16 protein-coding genes and 1 riboswitch are annotated in these 17,368 nt (G+C 70.9%); of the genes, 5 read left to right on the top strand and 11 right to left on the bottom strand.

Annotated elements, in window-relative coordinates; all coding sequences use genetic code 11:
• Nucleotide 1 precedes the first annotated feature (1 nt).
• A complete protein-coding gene (locus tag H181DRAFT_RS14635) occupies nucleotides 2-841 on the bottom strand; it encodes a thioesterase family protein (protein WP_045864891.1) in 840 nt (279 codons plus the stop codon).
• 193 nt (nucleotides 842-1,034) lie between these two features.
• Nucleotides 1,035-1,703, bottom strand: coding sequence for a trimeric intracellular cation channel family protein (locus H181DRAFT_RS14630; protein ID WP_045864890.1), 669 nt, complete (start codon nucleotides 1,701-1,703; stop codon nucleotides 1,035-1,037).
• 429 nt (nucleotides 1,704-2,132) lie between these two features.
• Between H181DRAFT_RS14630 and H181DRAFT_RS14625 the strand changes: the two genes are divergently transcribed.
• Nucleotides 2,133-2,861: a transglycosylase SLT domain-containing protein gene (locus H181DRAFT_RS14625; RefSeq protein WP_045864889.1), complete on the top strand. Its 729-nt coding sequence runs from the start codon at nucleotides 2,133-2,135 to the stop codon at nucleotides 2,859-2,861.
• A gap of 133 nt (nucleotides 2,862-2,994) precedes the next feature.
• On the opposite strand, the gene H181DRAFT_RS14620 is transcribed toward H181DRAFT_RS14625, so the two are convergent.
• The 8 genes from H181DRAFT_RS14620 to H181DRAFT_RS14590 form a co-directional block, all read right to left on the bottom strand.
• Nucleotides 2,995-4,041, bottom strand: a complete 1,047-nt coding sequence (locus H181DRAFT_RS14620) for an ABC transporter ATP-binding protein (RefSeq protein ID WP_158715446.1) — start codon at nucleotides 4,039-4,041, stop codon at nucleotides 2,995-2,997.
• Nucleotides 4,042-4,091: 50 nt separating this feature from the next.
• Nucleotides 4,092-5,192 (bottom strand): ABC transporter ATP-binding protein, encoded by a 1,101-nt coding sequence (locus H181DRAFT_RS14615; protein WP_045864888.1) that lies wholly within the window; start codon nucleotides 5,190-5,192, stop codon nucleotides 4,092-4,094.
• Complete coding sequence (locus H181DRAFT_RS14610) at nucleotides 5,189-6,187, bottom strand: ABC transporter permease (RefSeq protein WP_045864887.1); 999 nt, start codon at nucleotides 6,185-6,187, stop codon at nucleotides 5,189-5,191. Before H181DRAFT_RS14610 ends, H181DRAFT_RS14615 begins: the two co-directional genes overlap by 4 nt.
• Before the next feature lie 125 nt (nucleotides 6,188-6,312).
• Nucleotides 6,313-8,067, bottom strand: coding sequence for an ABC transporter substrate-binding protein (locus H181DRAFT_RS14605; RefSeq protein ID WP_045864886.1), 1,755 nt, complete (start codon nucleotides 8,065-8,067; stop codon nucleotides 6,313-6,315).
• Nucleotides 8,068-8,152: 85 nt separating this feature from the next.
• Nucleotides 8,153-9,154, bottom strand: coding sequence for an ABC transporter permease (locus tag H181DRAFT_RS14600; protein ID WP_045864885.1), 1,002 nt, complete (start codon nucleotides 9,152-9,154; stop codon nucleotides 8,153-8,155).
• Nucleotides 9,155-9,784: 630 nt separating this feature from the next.
• Nucleotides 9,785-10,558 (bottom strand): enhanced serine sensitivity protein SseB C-terminal domain-containing protein, encoded by a 774-nt coding sequence (locus tag H181DRAFT_RS14595; RefSeq protein WP_045864884.1) that lies wholly within the window; start codon nucleotides 10,556-10,558, stop codon nucleotides 9,785-9,787.
• On the bottom strand, nucleotides 10,555-10,683 hold the full coding sequence (locus tag H181DRAFT_RS30165) for a hypothetical protein (protein WP_302622641.1): 129 nt from the start codon (nucleotides 10,681-10,683) through the stop codon (nucleotides 10,555-10,557). The genes H181DRAFT_RS14595 and H181DRAFT_RS30165 overlap by 4 nt, the downstream gene beginning before the upstream one ends.
• A 108-nt stretch (nucleotides 10,684-10,791) precedes the next feature.
• Nucleotides 10,792-11,562 carry an enhanced serine sensitivity protein SseB gene (locus tag H181DRAFT_RS14590; protein ID WP_045864883.1) on the bottom strand — a complete coding sequence of 257 codons (771 nt, stop codon included), beginning with the start codon at nucleotides 11,560-11,562 and terminating at the stop codon, nucleotides 10,792-10,794.
• A 246-nt stretch (nucleotides 11,563-11,808) separates the two neighbouring features.
• Between H181DRAFT_RS14590 and H181DRAFT_RS14585 the strand changes: the two genes are divergently transcribed.
• Nucleotides 11,809-12,828, top strand: coding sequence for a hypothetical protein (locus H181DRAFT_RS14585; RefSeq protein WP_045864882.1), 1,020 nt, complete (start codon nucleotides 11,809-11,811; stop codon nucleotides 12,826-12,828).
• Nucleotides 12,829-12,909: 81 nt separating this feature from the next.
• Here the strand turns inward: H181DRAFT_RS14585 and H181DRAFT_RS14580 are convergent, their stop codons facing one another.
• Nucleotides 12,910-13,629, bottom strand: coding sequence for an AAA family ATPase (locus tag H181DRAFT_RS14580; RefSeq protein WP_254666844.1), 720 nt, complete (start codon nucleotides 13,627-13,629; stop codon nucleotides 12,910-12,912).
• A gap of 221 nt (nucleotides 13,630-13,850) precedes the next feature.
• Nucleotides 13,851-13,960: riboswitch (glycine riboswitch) on the top strand.
• 140 nt (nucleotides 13,961-14,100) lie between these two features.
• Here H181DRAFT_RS14580 and gcvT point away from each other — a divergent pair.
• From gcvT to glyA, 3 genes are all read left to right on the top strand, one after another.
• Nucleotides 14,101-15,255, top strand: coding sequence for a glycine cleavage system aminomethyltransferase GcvT (gene gcvT / locus H181DRAFT_RS14575; RefSeq protein ID WP_045864881.1), 1,155 nt, complete (start codon nucleotides 14,101-14,103; stop codon nucleotides 15,253-15,255).
• Between the two features lie 178 nt (nucleotides 15,256-15,433).
• Nucleotides 15,434-15,814: a glycine cleavage system protein GcvH gene (gene gcvH / locus H181DRAFT_RS14570; protein ID WP_045864880.1), complete on the top strand. Its 381-nt coding sequence runs from the start codon at nucleotides 15,434-15,436 to the stop codon at nucleotides 15,812-15,814.
• Nucleotides 15,815-15,900: 86 nt separating this feature from the next.
• Entirely contained in the window at nucleotides 15,901-17,175 is a 1,275-nt protein-coding gene (gene glyA / locus H181DRAFT_RS14565) for a serine hydroxymethyltransferase (RefSeq protein WP_045864879.1), read from the top strand.
• The last annotated feature ends 193 nt before the right edge of the window (nucleotides 17,176-17,368 follow it).

Genomic DNA, 17,368 nt, shown 5'->3' with positions numbered 1-17,368 from the left:
CTCAGGCCTTCGCGCGCGCGAGCTGCCGCGACTGGGCCACCAGGCGGTCGGCGCTGTCCCAGACCTCCACGTCCTCCTCCAGGAAGCCCCCGGCCAGGTTCGCGGTGGTGACGGAGACCCGGAGGGGCCCGGGCGCGGGACGGGCCCGGACGTGTGCCGTGAGCTCGACGGTGGGCACCCAGCCGCTGAGTCCCAGCTCGAAGGCCGTGGGCGGCAGGGCGTCCACCGCCATCAGCAGGGAGAGCGGGTCGGCGTCCCGTCCGTCGGCGAGGCCGAACCAGGCACGCATCTCGCCGCGACCGCTGGGAGCTCCGACCGCCCAGCCGCAGGTGGCGGGGTCGAGCCGGAGGTCGAGGCGCTTGCCCATCTCGGGGCCGGCGTCCGGTCCGGCCGGGTTGTCGTGCGCGCTGAAGCACTGCTCGCGGGGCGGCATGGCCGGCGGCCGGGCGCTGGTGCGCACGTCGTCCGTGACGGTGTCCAGGTCGCCGTAGGTGGCCAGGACGCGGATGCGTTCGGTTTCCCGGCCGTCGGGGCCGGTCTGGAAGAGCCCGGCCGACCCCGAGGAGAGCGTGCGCCCGGTACGGGCGGTCTCCGAGCGGACGACGGCGGGGCCGGGGGTGCTCGCGGAGAAGTAGTGCGCGGTGATCGTGAACGGGTCGGGGTGCGGCAGCGTCTCGCCGAGCGCCCGGCCGGCGACGGCGAGCAGGTAGCCGCCGTTGAGGGCGTGGCCGATGGCCCAGCCCGCGGAGAGGTGCACGTCGTGGACACCGGGTTCGCGCAGCCTCACGGCGGTGTCCCGGTCGAACTCGCTGAGGGTGGCTTCGGTGCAGGTGTCGGACATACGAGTACCGTACACGGAGAAGTTACCAGCGAGTAAAGCCGTGGGGTGGCGCACCCACGCCACACCACCGGACGCCGGACACCGGACCGCCCCCGGCCCGCCCGGCCCCGGCGGCGGAGCACAGCGGCGGGGCACGGCGGCCTCTCGCACCGGCAGGGAGCGCCGGAGCCGGGAGGGGCGGACGAGGCGGGCGTCAGGTGCCGGGGTCCGCGTCCTCGACCTGCGAGCGCCGGTGCCAGGCCCGCGGAGCACGCCAGCCGTACCGCATGGCCAGCAGCCGCACCAGGAACGCGAGAGTGGCCGCCAGCGGCATCGTCGTCGCGTTGAGCGCACCGGCACCCAGCAGCAGCGCGGTGACGGTGGCGCCGATGATCGCCGGCACCGCGTAGAGGTCGCGGTCCCAGCGCAGCAGGGACGGCACCTCGTTCGCGAGGACGTCCCGCAGCACTCCGCCGCCCGCCGCCGTGGCCAGACCGAGCACGGCAGAGGCGAAGAGACCCAGCCCGTACTCGTGCGCCTTGACCGTCCCCACGACGCAGAAGAGCCCCAGCCCCGCAGCGTCGAAGACGTTGACCGCCTTGTTGATGCGCTCCACGTGCGGATGGAGGAAGAAGACCAGGACCGTCGCGATGAGCGGGGCGTGGAAGTAGCCCGCGTCGGTGAAGGCGGCGGGCGGCACCGCGCCGATCACCACGTCACGGAAAAGCCCTCCGCCGAGCCCGGTGACCTCGGCGAGCACGGCCATTCCGAAGACGTCGAAGTTCTTGCGGACGGCGAGCAGCGCGCCCGAGATGGCGAAGACGAAGATTCCAACGAGGTCCAGCCAGTGCTGCAGATCCGGGTCGAGAAGCTGGAGGTTCACCGGCCCATTGTTACGGGCGCCCCGCCGCCCGCGGACGGCCGGGACCCGGTACCCGCGACCTGCGGCGCCACCGCGTCGCAGAGGGCCCTCCGGCGCGCCTCGCGAGCACCCCCGGCACCGTCCTGAATGCGTGTACGGGCGATTACCGCGCGTCGGGGCAAGGCGGCCGGAATGTGAAGCGGCGCATAGGAGCCACGTCACATACCACCCCGCTTAGTAGCCCTCCCGGACCCCTTATGCCCGAATAAGCCGTCTCGCTCGGGATGCCCGCGTACGTACTGCCATGGCGTTTAGTACATCCCTTATTTGGACTTGGGCCGAGTGGGCTTTTACCAATGCCAGCGTCGCATTCGCCGGGGACCAGAACTCGGCACCGCAGCCGATCCGGCTCTCCGCGGCAAACGGCAAGCGAAAGGTATTTGCTCCTCCATGCGTATTTCCGCTTACACCCGCCTGAACCGGAAGCAGAAGACCACGACCATCGGCCTCGCCGCCGCCGCAGGCATCACGGCGCTGACCGCCGGCATCGCTCCCGGCTCGGACGGCGGCGACGCCGGCCGAAGTCCCGCCAAGCCCGTCGCCGGCCACTCGGCGAACGCGGACGCCGCCGGCAAGAAGCAGACCGCGGCCGCGAAGGGCGAGCACGCGAAGGACACGAAGTCGGTGCAGCTGGCCGGCGCCAGCGCGGGCCACCAGACGAAGGCCTACCAGGGCAAGGACGCCAAGGCCGAGCAGAAGAACGAGGCCGAGGCCGACGTGAAGGCCGAGCAGGAGAAGAAGGCCGAGGACGTCCGGGCCGACCGCGGCTCCAGCCGCGCCGCGGACCGCGCCACGAAGGCCGACAACCTGGACGGCTGGATCAAGCAGGCCCGCTCCATCATGAAGGAGGAGGGCATCCCCGGCTCGTACCACGGGATCAAGAAGAACATCATCCGTGAGTCCGGCGGTGACCCGAACGCGGTGAACGACTGGGACATCAACGCCAAGAAGGGCACGCCCTCCAAGGGTCTGCTGCAGACCATCCAGCCGACCTTCGACGCGTACCACGTCGAGGGCACCAAGCACGACGTCACCGACCCGGTCGCCAACATCGTCGCCGCCTGCAACTACGCGGCCGACAAGTACGGCTCCATGGACAACGTGAACTCCGCGTACTGATCCGGACGGGCCACGAGCGGCACCGCGCGAGCGGTGACGGACGCGAGGACAGACGGAAGGGCGGCTGCCGCACGGCAGCCGCCCTTCCGGCGTCTCTCAACCCCGCCCGGCCGGGACGTACTCCCGGCCGCGCTCAGGCTCCGACCGGCTCGGAGTCCTCCGGGTGCTGGTCCGGGGCGTTCTCCGGGTGGTGGCAGGCCGCCTCGTGACCGGGGGCGAGGGCCACGAGCGGGGGCTCCTGCGTCTTGCAGATCTGCGTCGCCTTCCAGCACCGCGTGTGGAAGCGGCAGCCGCTCGGCGGCTTGATCGGCGAGGGCACGTCGCCCTGCAGCAGGATCCGCTCGCGTCCGCCCTGCGCCCTGCGGCCCGGGTCGGGCACGGGGACGGCGGAGAGCAGCGCCCGGGTGTACGGGTGCATCGGGGACGAGTAGAGCGACTGCCGGTCGGTCAGCTCCACGATCTTGCCCAGGTACATCACGGCGATGCGGTCCGAGACGTGCCGGATGACCGACAGGTCGTGGGCGATGATCACGTATGTCAGGCCCAGCTCGTCCTGCAGGTCGTCGAGGAGGTTGATGACCTGCGCCTGGATCGAGACGTCGAGCGCGGAGACCGGCTCGTCCGCGACGACCAGCTTGGGGTTGAGCGCCAGCGCCCTGGCGATGCCGATGCGCTGCCGCTGCCCGCCGGAGAACTCGTGCGGATAGCGGTTGTAGTGCTCGGGGTTGAGCCCGACCAGGTCCAGCAGCCGCTGGACCTCCTTCCGCACGCCGCCCTCGGGCTCGACGCCCTGCAGCTTGAACGGGGCGCTGACGATGGCGCCGACGGTGTGCCGGGGGTTCAGCGACGAGTACGGGTCCTGGAAGATCATCTGGACGTCGCGCCGCATCGGGCGCATCGCCGCCACGCCCAGATGCGTGATGTCCCGTCCCTCGAACTCGATCTTTCCGGCGCTGGGCTCCAGCAGCCGCGTGATGAGGCGGCCCATCGTCGACTTGCCGCAGCCGGACTCGCCGACGACGCCCAGGGTCTCCCCCGCCCGCACGTCGAAGTCGATGCCGTCGACGGCCTTCACCGCGCCGACCTGGCGCTTGAGCAGGCCCTTGGTGATGGGGAAGTGCTTCTTCAGGCCGGAGACCCGCAGCAGCGCCTCACCGGGCTCGGGGTCGGCCTTCGTCATCACCGCGTCCGGCGCCTGCTGGGATGGGATCGTCATCTGCTCGTCCTCACTCACAGCTTCGGCGCGATCTCTTCGTTCCAGATCCGCTCCCGGTCCGCCTTGTCCATGTGGCACGCGGACCGGTGGCCGCCGCCCACGTCGCGCAGTTCGGGGCGTCGGGTACGGGTGACATTGCCCTTGGGCACGTCCGCGTACGGGCAGCGCGGGTTGAAGGCGCAGCCGTCGGGGACGTTGATCAGGCTGGGCGGGGAGCCCTTCACCGGGATGAGGCGCTCGGTCTGCTCGCGGTCGATGCGCGGCATCGAGCCCAGCAGACCCCAGGTGTACGGGTGCTGGGGCTCGTAGAAGACCTGCTCGGCCGTCCCGTACTCCACGCACCGGCCGCCGTACATCACCAGGATGTCGTCGGCGAGCTCGGCGACGACCCCGAGGTCGTGGGTGATGATGATGACCGCGGAGCCGAACTCCTTCTGCAGATCGCGGATCAGGTCCAGGATCTGCGCCTGCACGGTGACGTCGAGCGCCGTCGTCGGCTCGTCCGCGATGAGCAGTTCCGGGTTGTTGACCAGCGACATGGCGATCATCGCCCGCTGCCGCATGCCGCCGGAGAATTCGTGCGGGTAGCTGTTGACGCGCTGGTCGGGCTGCGGGATGCCGACCCGGTCCAGCAGCTCGACGGCGCGCTTCTTGGCCGTCTTCCTGTCCACGTCGTGGTGGACCCGGTAGGCCTCGACGATCTGATGGCCGATGGTGAAGTACGGGTGCAGCGCCGAGAGCGGGTCCTGGAAGATCATCGCCATCTCGCGGCCGCGCAGCTTGCGCACGTGGTCCGGGTCGCTGCTCAGCAGCTCCTGGCCGTCGAGCCAGATCTCGCCGGACAGCTGTGCCTTCCTCCGCCCGTACTGGCCGACGGTGTGCAGGCCCATGATGCCGAGCGACGTCACCGACTTGCCGGAGCCGGACTCGCCGACGATGCCGAGCGTCTTGCCCTTCTCCAGCTGGAAGGAGAGGCCGTCGACGGACTTCACCAGCCCGTCCTCGGTGGGGAAGTGGACCTTCAGGTCGCGTACTTCCAGGAAGGCGCGGGGAGGACGGGCGTCCGCCACGGGCTCACCGACCGCCGCCGTGCCGCTCTTGTGCGTTTCCGTCATGCGAGCCTCACTCGGGGGTCGATCACGCCGTACAGCAGGTCCACGATGAGGTTCGCGATGACGACGGCGGACGCGGTGATCAGCGTGACGCCGAGGATCAGCGGCAGGTCCTTCTCACTGATCGCCTTCAGCACGGCCTGGCCCAGGCCGGGCAGGCTGAACGTCGTCTCGGTCAGGATCGCGCCGCCCATCAGCGCCCCCAGGTCGACACCGAGAAGGGTGATGACGGGGGTCATGGTGGAGCGCATGGCGTGCTTGCGGATGACGACCGGCTCCCGCACGCCCTTGGCGCGGGCGGTGCGGATGTAGTCCTCGCCCATCACCTCCAGCATCGTGGCGCGGGTGAGCCGGGCGTACATGGCGCCGAAGAGGAAGGCGAGGGTCAGCCAGGGAAGGATCATCCCGCTGAACCAGTCGGGGAAGCTCTCCGCCATCGGCGTGTACTCGTTGCTGACCAGGCCCAGCCCGTAGGAGAAGATCGCCAGCGAGACGAGACCGGTGAAGTAGATCGGCAGCGAGACGCCGCCCAGCGCGAGGCTCATGGTCACGCGGTCCCAGACGCTGCCGCGGCGCAGCGCGGAGACGACGCCCGCGACCAGTCCGATGACCAGCCAGATGACGGCGGCACCGGCGGCCAGCTGCAGCGTGACCGGGAGGCGGTCGGCCAGGACCGGCCAGATCGCCTGCTCGGTCTTGAAGGAGTAGCCGAAGCACGGCGCGGAACAGTGGAGCGTGTCCCCGGCGCTGACGTAGTCGCGCCCGGCGACGATGCCCCGGAAGAAGTCGAAGAGCTGAACGAGGATCGGGTCGTCCAGGCCCAGCTTCTGCCGGATGCCCTCCAGCGCGGCCGCGTCGGACTGCTTGCCGGCGAACATCGTGGCGGGGTCGACCCCGGTCCACTCCGGGATCAGGAAGAAGATGCCGAAGACCGCCAGCATGACGACGACGAGCATCACTACGACGGCGAAAAGCCGCCTGATGAGATATGTGAGCACTGCTTCCGGCCCGGCGGCGGCCGGCGAACTCCCCGGAATCACCGGGGAGTTCGCCGGGCCAACGCTGAGGCCCTCACCTGCCCTTCGTGCCTAGCGGCGGGTGCGCCGGCGGAGCGGTCGGACGGTCACTTGACACCCAGCGTGGCGTAGTCGTACCTGCCACTGAACGCGTCGGTCGTGGAGATGTTCGTCAGGCGGCTGGAGCGCCAGATGATGTTCTTCTCGAACGTGAAGGGCAGGTAGTAAGCGCCCTTCATGACCTCGGCGTTGATCGCGGCGTACTTCTCCGCGGCCTTGTCCTTGTCGAGCTCCGCGATCGCGTCGGCGAACATCTTGTCGATCTTCGGGTCGTCGATCATGGCGTAGTTGTTGTTGCCGTTGTCCAGGATGTACTTGCTGTGCCACAGCGGCATGCCGTAACCCTGGCCGGACGGGAAGTCCGGGCCCCAACCCATGATGATGATCCCGTAGTTCTTCTTCTTGACGACGTCGGGGTTGCCGATGATGCCCGTCGTCTGCGCGCCGTCGTACTCGTCGACCTCGGCGGTGATGCCGATCTTCTTGAGCGACGCCTGCATGGCCTCGGCGGAGGCGACCTCGACCTGCTTGTTGTTGCGCACGGCGATGGTCGTCTTGAAGCCGTTCGGCTTGCCGCACTTCTTCAGCTCGGCCTTGGCCTTGGCGATGTCCGCCTTGCCCTCGTTCTTGGCGATGCCGTACGGGTCGTACTTCAGGTCCGAACCGGGCACCAGCGCGGGCAGCATGTTCGTGCCGATGTCACCGCCGGCGAGCGGGCCGCCGCGGGCGTTCTGGATCGACTTGTGGTCCGAACCGTAGATCATCGCCTTGCGGCAGTGGATGTTGTCGAACGGCTTCACCGTCTGCGGGAAGACCGCGTAACGGATGTAGCCCGTGCTCGGGTTGTCGATGTTGCCCTTGTGCTCCTTCAGGGCTGTCTGACGGCCTGCCGCCTCCATGCCGGTGGCGTTGATGTCCAGGTCGTAGTCGCCGTTGATGAGACGCTTGTCCATCTCGTCGGCGTTCGTCAGCAGCGTGAGCGTGATCTTGTCCGGAAGCGCCTTGCGGATGTTGTCCGAGGACTTCTTCCACTCCGGGTTGCGGACCAGCGTCAGCTTCTTGTTCGGCGTGTACGACTCGAACTTGTACGGGCCGTTGGAGAAGGGCTTCAGGCCGTACTTGGACTTGGTGTCCTTGTCCTTGCGCACCGGCGAGGCCGACGGCATCGCGAGCATCTGCTCGAAGTCACCGTTGCGCTTCGGCAGCTTGAAGACGATCTTCTTGTCGGTCGGCGTCTCGATGGCGTCGAAGCCGCCCTCGTCCTTGTAGGGACCCTTGTACTTGCCGTCCGGGTCGAGCGTGTCCTTGATGTAGATGGGACCGCCGGACAGCACGTCCTGCGCCCACTGCCGCTCGATGCCGTACTTGATGTCCTTGGAGGTGACGGGCTTGCCGTCCTCCCAGGTGATGCCGTCGCGCAGTTCGTACTCGTACGTCTTGCCGTCGTCGGAGATCTTCGCCTTCGACTTGGCGAGGTCCGGGACGAGTTCCGAGGACTCCTTGCCCGGCGCCGGCTTGCTCGTGATGAGGGTGCGGCTGTAGTAGCGCATGAAGTCCCAGGCGAAGCCGTAGTAGCCGCGCGTGGTGTCCCAGGAGTCGGCGTCCTGGGTACCGATGAACTTGAGCGTGCCGCCCTTCTTGTCCGACGCGTTGGCCAGCTTGCCGTTGGCCGCGTTGTAGCCGGGGGCCTTGCCCTCACTGTCGCTGTCGCTTCCGCCTCCGCAGGCGGCGGTGGACAGCAGCGCCGCGACCGCGACGGCCGACGCGGCGATTCTGCGCCTCGATGTGCGTTGGGTTGTCACGATCTCGAATCCTCCGTGTAGGTCACGGCCCGCACGGCTGCGCAGGCCCCGGGGGTCAGGACCTGCCGGCCCTGTGGGTGGGGGGTCAACGTGTCCCCTTGGGATCGAGCGCGTCGCGCACGCCGTCGCCGAAGAGGTTGAAGGAGAGAACGGTGATGAAGATGGCCACACCCGGCACCACCATGAACATCGGGTCCGCCTCGTAGTAGCGCACGGCCTGGGAGAGCATCTGCCCCCACGAAGCGGTCGGCGGCTTGACTCCCACACCGAGGAAGCTGAGCGCCGCCTCGGTGAGGATGTTGGTGGGGATCATCAGCGTCGTGTACACGGTGATCGGCGCGATCAGGTTGGGCAGCAGCTCCTTGAAGAGGATGTAGCGCCGCCCGGCGCCCAGGCTCCGCGCCGCCTCCACGTACTCCCGCTCGCGCAGGGAGAGCGTCTGGCCGCGGACGATGCGCCCGATGTACGGCCAGCCGAAGAATCCGATCACGAGGATCATCACGGTCAGCCGCACGCCCGTGCCCGTCAGCCCGAACATCTGGCTGGGCACCACGGAGATCAGCGAGATGATGAAGAGCAGCTGCGGGAAGGCCAGCAGCATGTCCATCACGCGGCTGATCGCGGCGTCGAGCCAGCCTCCGAAGTAGCCCGCGAGAGCGCCCAGTACGGTGCCGAAGACGACCGCGACCATGGCGGAGAGGAAGCCGACCAGCAGCGAGACGCGGGCGCCGTAGACGATGCGGCTGAAGATGTCCCGGCCGGTGCCCGGCTCGATGCCCAGCAGGTGCTCGCCGCTCATTCCGCCCAGCGCACCGATGGGCGTCTGGAAGAGCGGGTCGATCTTGTCCTCGTGGTGCTGGTCCGGCGGGTGGCCCAGCAGGCTCACGATCAACGGCGCGAAGACCGCCACCGCGATCAGCAGCAGGACGACGACGCCGCCGGTGAGGGCCAGTTTGTCGCGCTTCAAACGGTTCCACGCGATCCGTCCGAGAGACCGGCCTTCGATCGCCTCGCCGGTGGAATCGCCACCGAGCGCAGGATCGACGGGCGCGGTTTCCGCGGACGTGTCGTGCAGTGGTGCCGTCATCGTGGGGGACCCTCTCTCGGCCGGCGGTGACCGGCCACGCCCGCCGCTGTAGCGGCCAGTTCGCAAGCAGTGCCTACAGAAGGCCATCGGCCTCAACGGTCGGGAGTCTTCATCGGCCCCGCGATCACCCGCCAGTCCCCCTGGGGAAAGGATGCCTAACTGTGATGTGACGCGTCAGGTTCCGTTATACGAACGGAAGCTGGCGACTATCGGAGCCGGAACGGCCGGCGCACAACACCTCCCACCTGCGGCTTCTCACGGACCCCGGACCTCTACGCGCGTCGGCCCGCCGGCCCGCGCGGCGCCTCACGAGCCCCACGGGGCAGGGCAGTTGACCGCCGCCGCGGCCGCCTCCGAACCGCTCCCGGGACGGCCCTCGTTGGGCCCCGGAGGACCGGACGGAGGCCCCCTTTGCGGGCACACCCGGAGGGCTCGCGCGGCCGGAGCGGATGCACACGACGCGCACGAAACGGGCACCGCCGGTGCGGCGCTCCGAGTGGCGGCGCGCCCAGGGATCCCGCCGCGCGCTTCAGTACGCGCGCGGGCACCGGCACGTGCCCCGGGTGCGGCAGCGCACCGGGCGGCAGCGCACCCGGGGTGCCGGTGCGGGTGCCCGTGCGGGCGCGCGGGTCAGTACGGGCGCGGGTAGCCGTATCCCTGGCCGGGGCCGGCCTGCTGGGCCGCGTGGGCCGCGGGCACGTCCCGGTCGAAGAAGGGCCGGGAGTTGCGGCGGAGCCACATCGCCACAGGATCGAAGTCGTCCGACATCGCGACGCTCGAGACGGGCAGCCCCTCGGGAACGGCGGCCACCGACTCACGCATCATCTGCTGCGCCGACTCCACGGCATGACGGCCCGTGTCGTAGAGATCCAGGCCGATCGCCAGATAGGCGGCGCCGAGCGCGGGCTGGACCCAGCAGCGGCGCAGCGAGCGCACGGCCGGCGTGCGGTGCGCGTTCTGGCTGAGCAGCGCGTAGAACTGGGCGACGTCCAGGTTCGGTTCGGTGATGCGGAGCGGGCCGGCGGGAAGCTGGCCGAGGCCCAGGGCGACGCGGCGCAGGTCGAGCCACGGGACGCCGACACCGCCTCCCGGCGCGTGCGGGTTCAGCCAGATCCCCCACCGCTCGGGGAAGAGGGCCGCGGCGATCTCGCGGCCGGTCACCACTTCGTGCGCGCGGTCCCAGCCGGACGCCGCCAGCTCCTGCTGCGAGGTCACGCAGGGTGCGTAGCCGTACCCGCCGACCTCCATGTTCCCGTACTGGGCGTCGGGCGAACCCGGCTGTCCGTTCCAGAGCAGCATCCACACCTGGCTGTCGGCGAGCGCATCGAGCAGCGACTCGTAAGTCTCGTACCTCCCCGGCGTCACCTGCCCCAGCAGCTGCTCGAGGCCCGCACCCGCGCTCACCTGGCCGCCCTTTCTCCGCTGCCGCCCCGCCCGCTCGCCGCGCTCGCACGGCCCGCCGGGAAGCGGTCCTGCTCGATGATCTGCTCCGGGCCCGCCCACGCGGCCCTCCCCGTTGTCCCCGTCATCAAACCAGCTTACGAGCAGGGACCGACATCACGCCTCGTCCCGCAGCGCTAGACCTCAGGTGCGAGAAGCAGGTACGAGAAGGCCGCTCGCGGTCGGCGCACACGGCCTCAGGCCCGCGTGTAGAAGGGGCGCACGCACTGGCGCATCCACTCCACGACCGGGTCCTGCGCCGCGTCCAGCAGTACGAGCTGCACGAGCCATTCCACGGGGACGCGGCCCAGCGCGCGGCCCAGGGCGTCGTGCGCGGCCTGGCGGACCCCGGGATCGAGGTCGTCGAGTTCGATGCCGACGAACAGCGCCGGGGCCTCGCCCTCGATGCTGGCCAGAGCGCGCCGGGCGGTCCGCACGGCGGGCAGCGTCGAGAACTCGCCCGCGGCGGCGCCGAGGAAGTCCACCGGCTCCTCCTGCCAGTCCGGCTCGTAGAGCCGCACCCGCGCTCCCCTGGCCACGCCCCAGGACGCCTGCTCGCCGGGGGTGTTGGCGCACAGCTCGGCGACCGCCTCGGGCGGCAGCGGCATCCCCACGGTGCCCTCGGGGTTCACGGCGATGCCCACCTGGGGCGGCAGCCCGCGGGCGAACTCCCGGGCGGGAGCGACCGTGAAGGACATGTGGTTCCCGACCACGTGCAGGAACTGCTGCTCGGAGCTGAAGACGGGGACATAGGGCGCCCCGTCCAGCTCGACGGTCGGCAGGTCCAGCGCGGCGCTCGCGGGGCCGCCGCCCTCCGGCAGGGGCACCCAGACGCTGCTGCGGGCGAGCACTTCCAGCAGCCGGGCGCCCGCGTTGGGCACGTCGAGGGAGGCCGCGAGGGTTTCCTCCAGCTCGTTGCCGGGCCAGCCTCCGCCGTGGCCCGGTCCGTACTGCTGCGGAATGGTCATGGCGGCAACCCTAGAGGAGCTTTCGAACAGCTCGGTCACAGGGAGCTGTTGTAGGTGACGGGAGGCGGGCGGACGGGGCGGCGCACGTCTCCGGGGACCCGGCGCGGAGGGTGGCCGTACGTGGACGGGCCCGCCGTACGACGGCCCGCGTTCACGTATGGCCACCCTCCGGTTGCGCAGTGCGACGGGCCTGCGAATCGTGGGCACAGTCCCATCGCCTTGCACCGCCTTCGGAGGAACTGCACAATGCGCGCCACCAACGCGGCGTACGCCGCACTCACCCTCGCGCTCACGGGATCCCTGGCCGCCGGCCTCGCCGGCCCGGCCGCCGCCGCCCCCCACGCCCCGACCGCCGCCGGAAGCCGGGCACACGCCTCCGCGCAGCACGACGCGGACCACGTCCACGTACTGCGCCTCCGCGCGCTGGGCGGCCTCGGCCGGCTGTCCGGGCTGGCGAACTCGTCGGTCGAGGTCCAGAACAACACCAGGGAGATGACGCCGGAGCAGCGGCGGCAGCTCGACTCGCAGCTGCGGGACGTCCGGGAGTACGTGGCTGAGTTCCGTACCGCGCGGACCCTGCCGGCGACCGGTGAGGGGAGGAAGCGCGACGGGAAGAAGGCCCTCCTCACCGCCCGCGCCGCGGACGGCTTCCAGACCTCCGTGGAGCGGCTGTCCGGCGACCGCCCGGGCAGCGCGAAGGCCCGCGAAGCGGCGTCGAAGGCACTGCTCCACCGGCTGGAGGCGCTCAACACCGCGGCGCTGAAGGACCTCGGGATCGTCAGCGAGAAGGACGCCCGGGACGGTTCCGCGCCGAGGTCGGCGGTGACGACGACGCTGATCGACCGTCAGGCCCTCACCCCCGACCGTCTGGAGCGGTACGACGACCTGTCCGACGAGGTCGGCGATCTGCTGGAGGACGTCCAGGAGACGCCGGACGGACGGCTCTCCCAGGAGGACGCCGACGAGCACGGGCAGGACATCCGGGAAGAGCTGTCGGAGCTGCGCGACCGGAGCGGGGACCGCGAGTACGCGGCCCTCGACGCGCTGGAGGGGCGCGCCGAGGCGCTGCTGGACAGCTCGCGGGACGGTGACACGCGGCGCAGCCGCGCGGAGGCCCGCCGCCTGGCACGGGAGACGGTGCGGCTGCTCGCCACGGCTCCCGGCGGACGGGCCGGCGCGTACGAGGACGCGGAGCGGGACCGCCCGGACGGCGGGGACGGCGTGCGGCAGTGGACGGGGAGGCTGCTCTCCTCGCTGCTGGGCTGAGGAGGATGCGCCCGGCCGCCCCGTCGTTCCCGGCGGACGGCGGGGCGGCCGGGCGCATCGTTCACGAGTCCCGGCCCCGGCTCATTGCTTGACGGGGCCGCACCCCTGCCGCTCGGCGTGCTGGTCGAAGGCCACTCCGCGCAGCGCCGCGGCGGCTTCCCGGTCCAGCAGCACCACGGACGCGCATCCGCGCGGCAGGCGCCCGGTCTCGGCGTCGGCGAGGAGTTGCCGCACGGCCCTGCGGTGCCGGAGGAAGGCGTAGTCGGAGACGCGCCGCCCCCGCTGCTCCTGACCGGCCAGGGCGGCCGACGGCGGTACGTCGAGAAGGACGAGGTGCATCGCCCGCCCGCGCCTGCGCGAGTCCCTCCCCAGCCAGTTGCGCACCCAGCTCTGGCTTCCGCAGTCGTGCACGATGACGCTCGCGCCCGAGGCCAGCGCGGCGCGCAGCCCCGCGTAGTGCGTGAGCCGGACCAGCGGCCGGTAGACGGCGTAGGGGAGCCAGCGGGGCAGCAGGGCCGACCAGCGCTCCCGTGCGTCCTGGGAGTCGATGCGGCGGACCGTGTCCGCCACGGCCACGACGCGGCGGATCAGCGTCGACTTCCCGCTCCCGGGGAGTCCGGAGACCACCACCCTGTCGCCGGTGGGGAAGCGCAGCGTCCGTCTCGACGAAGTGCCGCGCAGATCGTGCCGGACGACCGGCGTGGACGCTTTCGTGGCGGAGGCGGCCCGCCCCTGCCGGGAGCCGGCTTGGGAGTATCCCCAGCCCGTCACCGTCGCGTACGTACTGCGCAGGCTGCCCACCTGATCGCCCTCCCCGAATAACGCCGCCGTACAGCGGCTCGCTCCGAGAGTGTCAAGAAACGGTAATGCGCATCAAGGCGGCGATTACCCCCCTGCGGGCGGCCGTTGGCCGTGCGCGGCCGGACCCTGCCCGCTCCCCCGCTGTTCTGCCCGCTGTCCGCACCGTCGACGCGTCTTCCGTGCCGTGCCATGATGTGCGGGCCAACTGCATACCGGCCGTTTGAATCCACGCGGGAGAGTTCCCGGCCGCGCGCAGCGCGCGGGCCCGCCGGGGCGCCGAAGGAGCAAGTCCTCCCTTGAATCTCTCAGGCACCGATACCGCGCAGGACGAGGCAGATCTGAAAAGCGGGCCGCCGCCGTGCGGCTCCACCCAAGGTGCAAGCCACCCCTTCTCAGGGCTCGTGGCGAACCTCTCAGGTTCCGATGACAGATGGGGAGGACATCCGCGTCACCGAGTCACGGGAGCCTGACATGAGCGACACCAGCGAGACCGCCGCGGGCGGCCGCCCCCGCACCACCGCCCTGGACGCCACTCACCGTGCGCTCGGCGCGACGATGACCGACTTCGCGGGCTGGGACATGCCGCTGCGGTACGGCAGCGAGCGCGACGAGCACGTCGCCGTGCGCACCCGCGCGGGGCTGTTCGACCTCTCCCACATGGGCGAGATCGCCGTCGAGGGCGCGCAGGCGGGCGAGCTGCTGGACTACGCCCTGGTGGGCAACCTCTCGGCGCTGAAGGCGGGCCGCGCCCGCTACACGATGATCTGCGACGGTCAGGGCGGCATCCTCGACGACCTGATCGTCTACCGCACGGGCGAGCAGCGGTACATGGTCGTGGCGAACGCCGCCAACTCCCAGGTCGTGCTGGACGCGTTGCACGAGCGCAGCACGGGCTTCGACGCGACGGTCCGCGACGACCGGGACGCCTACGCGCTGATCGCCGTGCAGGGCCCGGAGGCCGCCGGCATCCTCAAGGCGCTCACCGACGCCGACCTGGACGGCCTGAAGTACTACGCGGGCCTGCCGGGCACCGTCGCCGGGCGCGAGGCGCTCATCGCCCGTACCGGCTACACCGGTGAGGACGGCTTCGAGCTGTTCGTATCGCCCGCCGACGCCGTCGCGGTCTGGGAGGCGCTCACCGAGGCGGGCGCCCCGGTGGGGCTGGTGCCCTGCGGGCTGAGCTGCCGTGACACGCTCCGCCTGGAGGCCGGCATGCCGCTGTACGGGCACGAACTGTCCACGGCGACAACGCCGTTCGACGCGGGGCTCGGCCGCATCGTGAAGTTCGAGAAGACCACCAACGACGGCTCCTTCGTGGGCCGTGAGCCCCTGGAGGCCGCCGCCGCGCGTGCCGAGCAGGCGCCCCCGCGGAAGCTTGTCGGCCTCGTCGCGGAAGGCCGCCGGGTGCCGCGCGCCGGATACACCGTGGTCTCCGCCGCGGACGGCTCGGTCATCGGCGAGGTGACCTCCGGGGCTCCCTCGCCGACTCTCGGCAAGCCGATCGCCATCGCCTACGTCGACGCGGCACACGCCGAGCCCGGCACGGAGGGCGTCGCGGTGGACATCCGCGGCAAGCACGAGCCGTACGAGGTCGTGGCGCTCCCCTTCTACAAGCGGCAGCGCTGAAGCCCAGGCGGGCCGGGGTCGCCGATCCCACAGTGCCGGGTGTCGTGGCCGCGGCGCCGCCTGGGAAGGATCACCTCCGTGCCCGGCCGCCCCGGGTCCGCAGGTCCGGGCGTGCGGCGCCCGTCCCACTGGCCAAGACCGTTTTCCTCGTCCCCCTCACATCCAGGAGAATCGCACCATGAGCAACCCCCAGCAGCTGCGTTACAGCAAGGAGCACGAGTGGCTGTCGGCCGCCGAGGACGGCGTCTCGACGGTCGGCATCACCGCGCACGCCGCGGACGCCCTCGGCGACGTCGTCTTCGTCCAGCTCCCGGAGGCGGGCGAGTCCGTCACCGCGGGCGAACCCTGCGGTGAGCTGGAGTCGACGAAGTCGGTGAGCGATCTGTACGCACCGGTCTCCGGCGAGATCACCGAGATCAACCAGGACGTCGTCGACGACCCGGCCCTCGTCAACTCCGCACCCTTCGAGGGCGGCTGGCTGTTCAAGGTACGGCTCTCGGACGAGCCGGAAGGGCTGCTCTCCGCCGAGGAGTACACCGCCTTCGCCTCCGGCAGCTGACCGCGCGCCGCGCCCGCCCCATCCGCCCGAGTCCCCGCCCACTGCCCGCCACAGTGCCTGCCCGGCCCGCCACTAGGGATGGTTCCATGTCGCTTCTGAACAGCTCGCTCCACGAGGTGGACCCGGACGTCGCCGCCGCGGTCGACGCCGAACTCCACCGCCAGCAGTCCACCCTCGAGATGATCGCCTCGGAGAACTTCGCTCCGGTCGCCGCCCTGGAGGCCCAGGGGTCGGTCCTCACCAACAAGTACGCCGAGGGCTATCCGGGCCGCCGCTACTACGGCGGCTGCGAACACGTCGACGCCATCGAGAACATCGCCCGTGAGCGCATCAAGACGCTCTTCGGCGCCGAGGCCGCGAACGTGCAGCCGCACTCCGGCGCCTCCGCCAACGCCGCCGCGATGTTCGCGCTGCTCAAGCCGGGCGACACGGTCATGGGCCTCGACCTGGCGCACGGCGGGCACCTCACCCACGGCATGAAGATCAACTTCTCCGGCAAGCTCTACAACATCGTCGCCTACCGCGTCGACGAGGAGAGCGGCCGGGTCGACATGGACGAGGTCGAGCGGCTCGCCCGCGAGCACCGCCCGCAGATGATCATCGCCGGCTGGTCCGCGTACCCGCGCCAGCTCGACTTCGCCGCCTTCCGCCGCGTCGCGGACGAGGTCGGCGCGCTGCTGATGGTCGACATGGCGCACTTCGCCGGCCTGGTCGCCGCGGGGCTGCACCCCTCGCCCGTGCCGTACGCGGACGTCGTCACCACCACGACGCACAAGACGCTCGGCGGCCCGCGCGGAGGCGCGATCCTCTCCAAGCAGGAGTTCGCGAAGAAGATCAACAGCGCGGTCTTCCCGGGCCAGCAGGGCGGTCCGCTGGAGCACGTCATCGCGGCGAAGGCCGTCTCCTTCAAGGTCGCGTCGAGTGACGAGTTCAAGGAGCGCCAGCAGCGCACCCTGGACGGCGCCCGGCTGCTCGCCGAACGGCTCCTGAAGCAGGACGCGGTCGACGCGGGAATCTCCGTGCTCTCCGGCGGCACCGACGTGCACCTCGTCCTGGTCGACCTGCGCAACAGCGAACTGGACGGCCAGCAGGCGGAGGACCGGCTCCACGAGATCGGCATCACGGTCAACCGGAACGCGGTGCCCAACGATCCCCGGCCGCCCATGGTCACCTCCGGCCTGCGCATCGGCACGCCCGCGCTGGCCACCCGCGGCTTCCAGGAGGAGGATTTCCGGGAGGCCGCCGACATCATCGCCGAGGCGCTGCTGCCGACCTTCGACGAGGAGAAGGGGAAGGCGCTGGGCGCACGCGTCAGCGCTCTCGCGGCCAAGCACCCGCTCTACCCCGGGCTGGGCAAGTAGCCGGGAGCGGGTGACCTCACGCCGTGGGGCGGCGCCGTGACACGGCGCCGCAACCGGAGGGCACGCCGCAGGCATACCGCCGCGGCGTCCCTCCGGGTCGGCACCGGAGGCGGCGCCGGCCACTGCCGCCGGGGGCCCGCCGCCGCACTCCAGCGCACCGAACCGAACCGCACGCAAGGAAAGGAGGCCGCCG

The sequence above is a fragment of the Streptomyces sp. WMMB 714 genome (assembly GCF_900090125.1).
Taxonomy (GTDB): domain Bacteria; phylum Actinomycetota; class Actinomycetes; order Streptomycetales; family Streptomycetaceae; genus Streptomyces; species Streptomyces daqingensis.
The sequence above is the reverse complement of the archived record's forward strand: the minus strand, read 5'-3'. Positions and strand labels throughout refer to the sequence as shown.